This window comes from Lachnoclostridium sp. Marseille-P6806 (assembly GCF_964238185.1).
GTDB lineage: Bacteria > Bacillota > Clostridia > Lachnospirales > Lachnospiraceae > Brotaphodocola.
Genome location: NZ_CAXSLG010000018.1, coordinates 1 through 5,099 on the forward strand (window position 1 = coordinate 1; position 5,099 = coordinate 5,099).

5 protein-coding genes and 1 pseudogene are annotated in these 5,099 nt (G+C 44.9%); all 6 read left to right on the top strand.

Annotation, left to right across the window (positions count from 1 at the left end; translation table 11 throughout):
• Positions 1–338, top strand: a pseudogene (locus tag ACESON_RS15090) (hypothetical protein); the annotation flags it as partial.
• 130 nt (positions 339–468) lie between these two features.
• Positions 469–960, top strand: coding sequence for a nucleotidyltransferase domain-containing protein (locus ACESON_RS15095; RefSeq protein ID WP_009263190.1), 492 nt, complete (start codon positions 469–471; stop codon positions 958–960).
• Between the two features lie 312 nt (positions 961–1,272).
• Positions 1,273–2,691 (top strand): repa, encoded by a 1,419-nt coding sequence (locus tag ACESON_RS15100; protein WP_055166539.1) that lies wholly within the window; start codon positions 1,273–1,275, stop codon positions 2,689–2,691.
• Between the two features lie 856 nt (positions 2,692–3,547).
• The gene (locus ACESON_RS15105) at positions 3,548–3,709 is read left to right on the top strand and encodes a hypothetical protein (RefSeq protein WP_004614779.1); all 162 of its coding nucleotides are present in this window, start codon (positions 3,548–3,550) and stop codon (positions 3,707–3,709) included.
• The gene (locus ACESON_RS15110; RefSeq protein WP_002860780.1) at positions 3,687–4,034 is read left to right on the top strand and encodes a MobC family plasmid mobilization relaxosome protein; all 348 of its coding nucleotides are present in this window, start codon (positions 3,687–3,689) and stop codon (positions 4,032–4,034) included. Before ACESON_RS15105 ends, ACESON_RS15110 begins: the two co-directional genes overlap by 23 nt.
• Positions 3,995–5,099 (top strand): relaxase/mobilization nuclease domain-containing protein (locus ACESON_RS15115; protein WP_373110746.1); only part of this gene is annotated, 1,105 nt, incomplete at its 3' end. The genes ACESON_RS15110 and ACESON_RS15115, both read left to right, overlap by 40 nt.

Here is a 5,099-nt window from a genome sequence, read left to right on the forward strand (position 1 = left end):
AGCAGAGCGTAGAGCTGCTGAAGAACAGCAACGAATTGCTTCAAGACGCTATATCGGGCGAGATTGGGAGCCTGAAAGATGAGGTTAAGGAAAACACCGTCCAAGAGGTTAGAAAGGCGTTACAGGCGAATATAGAGGCTATACAGAGGGCTACAAAGCTTCTTGAGAAGCAGTCTGATACACTTACGAGCGTGATGAAGCAGAAGATCCGGGAGCTTGAGGAAAGTAAGAACAGTTTTTTTAGATATGAGGGCTTGAAGTTGTACCTGTTTTGGGGCGGTATGGTCTGCAATATTTTAGTGTTTCTTATGCTGTTGTATGGTATGATTAGTAAGTAAAAAGAAATCGATAAATTAGAATTTTAAAAAGGAGTGTGATGACCATGATTTTTGATTTTGAGCCTTGGCAATTAGATATTGATATTGACTTAACTAAACAATTATATAGAAGTTGTAAAGGAGACTTTGTATGGGTAGAAAAGAAATAACAACAAAAGAAGATTTAATGAAAGTAATAGAATTATTCGAAAATACTGGAATTACATACTGGTTGGATGGCGGATGGGGTGTAGATATTTTAGCTGGTAAACAAACAAGAATTCATAGAGATATAGATATAAATTTTGATGCTCAACATACGGAAAAATTGTTAAATGTGCTTTTGAATCTGGGCTATAAAATTGATACAGACTGGAAACCGGTTAGAATAGAGTTATATAGTGATGAACTTGGTTACTTAGACATTCACCCGTTCGTTTTAAATGAGGACGGAACTTCAAAACAAGCTGATTTAGAGGGTGGATGGTATGAGTTTGAAAAAGATTACTTTGGTAGTGTTTTTTTTGAAGGCAAAACAATTCCTTGTATATCTTTAAAAGGCCAAAAAGTTTTCCATTCAGGTTATGAATTAAGAGATAAAGATAAGCATGATATTTCAATTCTTGAAAGTTTATCAAAATAACATCGCTGTAATTTCTAAGATAAATTGCAGTTTGTCGGTACGAAGAAAAAGGTGCAAAAATGTATTGATAAGATTAGCGGTCAAGGCGAGAGGGAGTGAGGTGTAGATATTGACATCAAAAAGGCACTCCCTTATACTTGAGAGAAAAAGGTAAAAAAAACTCATTGATAAGATTAGCGGTCAAGGCGAGAGGGAGTGAGGTGTAGATATTGACACTCAAAAGGCACTCCCTTATACTTGACGGAAAAAGGTAAAAAAAACTCATTGATAAGATTAGCGGTCAAGGCGAGAGGGAGTGAGGTGCAAAAGACTATGGCAAAATACACCAAAAGGAGAGATAAAAGAGGGTATGAGTGGAAGTCTGCTTATCGGGAGAAAGAAGCCCTTATGTTGGAGAGGGGATACCCGGAAGTAAGTCCTCATGATTTCTATCGGGAGTTGTTTCCGGCTGGCAGTCTCCAGCAAGAGCCGGAGGACGGAAAAGGTAATATTATAGCGACACAGATTAGACCGTCTGGCAAAGGAAGAACCCGGCAGTGGGTAATTGATGATAGTCTGAAAATGCTGGATAAGGTCATAGGAGATAGGTTTGGGCTGATACCGCCTATTAGTTTTTACGGAAAGTCACACACGAAAGAGAACGCTCATGAGCTGTTTGCGGTGGTGGTGGACGTGGATTATGTAGGCAAACAGCAGTTAAAGAACCTGTTGAAGCAGTTTGGGAATGGTGTGCAGCTTCGTCCGACTTATCTTGTCAGCTCCGGCAAGGGGGTACATCTTTACTATTTCTTGCAGGAGCCGGTTCAGTTGTATCGAAACCGGGAAGAAGTGCTTGCGGAGCTGAAAGAAGCCTTTATCCGGCGGCTATGGAATGATACCAGCTCTATCCGTCCGGACAGCCCGGATATAACCGGAATTTATCAAGGTTTCCGGTGTGTGGGGAGTCAGTCGAAGCTGGGTGCAGATTTCCCAGTAAAAGCCTATAAGCTGTCAGAGAACCGTTACACGCTGGAGGACATAAAAGCCAGCATACCGAGCTGTAAGGTAGACCTTGCTCCGTTGTACGAGAAGCCGAGAAGAAAAAGTACCGTTACGCTGGAAGAAGCAAAGGAGCTGTACCCGGAATGGTATGAGAAGCGGATCGTGCAGGGAGAGCCGAAGCAGAAAAGTAAGAAGCAGGGCGGTACGTGGGTATGTAACGAAGCTTTATATGAGTGGTGGAAACGGAAAATAACCGAGGAAGTGAAAGCCGGAGGGCGTTACTTTTCTATTATGGCGTTGTGCTCTTATGGCTTGAAGTGTGGCATATCCGAGCAGAAGATACGGAGAGACGCCTATGCGTTCCTGGACCATTTAGAGAGCCTTACCGAGGACGAGGACAACCATTTCAGCCGGGCAGATGTGAAAGACGCTCTTCGGGCATTGAAAGGGGACAGAAAAAGGCTGTCAACGATAGCAAGCCGGGAATGGATAGAGGACAACACAAAGGTTACGATACCAGCAAATAAGCGGAATTACAGAAAGCAAAAAGACCATGTAAAGGTTATGAATACTATGAAAGCTTTAAAAAAGCAGTTAGGAGAAGAAGTAAAAGAGGGTAGACCAAAAGGGAGTGGAACAGCGGAGCAGACAGTCAGAGAATGGCAGGAGAGCCACCCAGCAGGAAAGAAAGCGGACTGCATTCGAGAGACAGGATTGAGCAAGCCCACCGTTTACAAGTGGTGGAAGTAGGGCATACTTGAAATGCCGAAAGGCATATGCTATAATGCCAGTAGGCAAGAAAGACGAAAGTGCTCATTGTGGCACGCAAAAAGCCCCGGAGGTCGCAACTCCGGGGCTTTTCTATTCCGTTGTGGCAAGGTGGCTTATTCCTTAGGCTGGCTACCGCCTATTTATCTCCGTCCAGCCATTTGCAGATGTAGTAGGCGACTACACTTGCCAAGACAGAGAGTAAGAAAGACGAAAATATACTCATGGTGGCACACCCCCTTTCTGTACCTGTATAGGGGTGGTAGCGTCGCTCATTATACCATAGTGGCAGAAATGCCACAAGAAGCCATTTCCCCTTGTTTATTATCAAAGCCATAAGGAAAAGAGTGTCAAGGGCGGTCATAGACCGCAGCGTTTACCCTTGATACTCTTTTTTGTTGGCTATAATGCCGGAGGGGAAAACGGCTGTCCGTCCGTTCCGTTACTTCCCCCTGTGCTTCATTGTCCGTTCCGGCGGAAGAAAGTAAAGGGTGGTCTGCGACCATTTTTTATCTGCTGTACTCGCTGATCGGCAAGCCGAAGCTCATACTGCAGATAAAAAACAAGCCCTTGACTTTCTTCCACCTACACTTCCAAAGTCGCCCAAGAGGAAGTAAGCTCCACTATATTCTTGGCAGAATATACGCACGAATATATCCGCTTGATATAGGGTGTCTATCATGCTATAATATGTGTAGCGGATATATTGCAAGTTCCCTAAAGTGTTACCACTTTAGAACTTGTGAGGGTGGCAAGCCCCCCTTCAATCCCCCTTTTTAGAGAGCCGAAAGGCTCATAATTTGACGGTGGTAGCACCGAAGAAAGAGAGGTCAAAGGCATGAAAAAAGAAATGGATAAAATTCAGTTTGAGTACAGATACGAGGTGCAGGAGCTGATGAAAGTAATTGATAAATATGTAAAACAGAACCCGGCAGAAAAGGAAAATAAGACGCTGGAGCGTTTCTTTGACTTACTTGATGTCATGGATATGGAGTGGTAAGGGCATGAACAAGACAAGACCAAAGCAGTTATCATTCCGAGTAAGTGAAGAAGAATACCAGCAGTTGCAGGAGAAGATTTCAGAGAGTGGAAAGAACCAGCAGGAGTATATCCTTTCCTGTGTGCTGGAGAAGCAGATCGTGAATACGGACGGTATCAAAGAACTTATCCCGGAACTGAAACGGATAGGGAACAACCTCAACCAAATAGCAAAGAGGTGTAATGAGGGGGGAATGTTGCCGAGTGAAGCGGAAGTGCGGAAGCATGGAGAGGAGCTGAACAAAGTATGGCAGTCATTAAGGCGGTATCTTCAAAGGCGGGCATAGGGCACGCAATAGATTATGTGACGAAAAAAGAAAAGACAGAGGAGAAGCTTGTCAGCGGTCTGCATTGTGAGCCGGAGACGGTCAAGGAGGAAATGCAAGCCACAAAGGAGCTGTGGGGCAAGACGGACGGAAGAACCTATAAGCATTATGTGCAATCCTACCATGAGGACGAGGAAATAACCCCGGAGCAGGCTCACAAGAACGCTGTCGAGCTGGCAGAGCATACAAAGGCATGGAAAGGGCATGAAGTTCTGATAGCCACGCATATAGACAAGGGGCATATACACACGCACTTTATTGTCAATTCCGTAAATTATGAGAACGGTCATAAGCTCCAATGGAGTAAGCACGACCTTAAAGACTTAAAGGAACGGTGCAACGAGCAGAGCTGGGAACAGGGCTTGCATGTGCCGGAGAAAGGAAAGACATTTGCTGGAGAAGTCCGGGAAGAAACGGTGGCATGGAGCAAAGACACCTACCAGCTTTTGAAACAGGCAGAGCAGGGAAAGGTCAAAAGCTATGTGCAGGATATTGCCCTTGCGGTGCTGGATTGTAAGGAAACAGCGACCAGCCGGGAAACCTTTATCCGGCTGATGAATGAAAGAGGGTACGGGGTGGACTGGCAGGACAGCCACAAGTACATCACATATACCGACTTAGCCAGGGAACAGGCAGGAGAAAAGGCTTGTAAAATCAGGGATAACAAGCTGGAAAAATACTACAATATGGATTTTGGAAAGGAGAGTATGGAGCATGAGTTTGAGAGAAATGCACGAACAGCAGAAGCAGAGCAGTCCAAGAGAGCAGCTTCAAGAGTTAAACCGACAGAGCCGGACAGAGCTGGAAAACAGTCTGCTCAAAGAAGCGTTGGCGATGTCGAGCGAGAACTGCGAGGAATTGATGAAGCAGTCAAATCAAGAACAAGTGAGGGCAGAGCAGAACAGGCAGAGAGACGCAGAGCAGAACAGGAAGCTCATCAGCGAGCTGAAGCAGAGCGTAGAGCTGCTGAAGAACAGCAACGAATTGCTTCAAGACGCTATATCGGGCGAGATTGGGAGCCTGAAA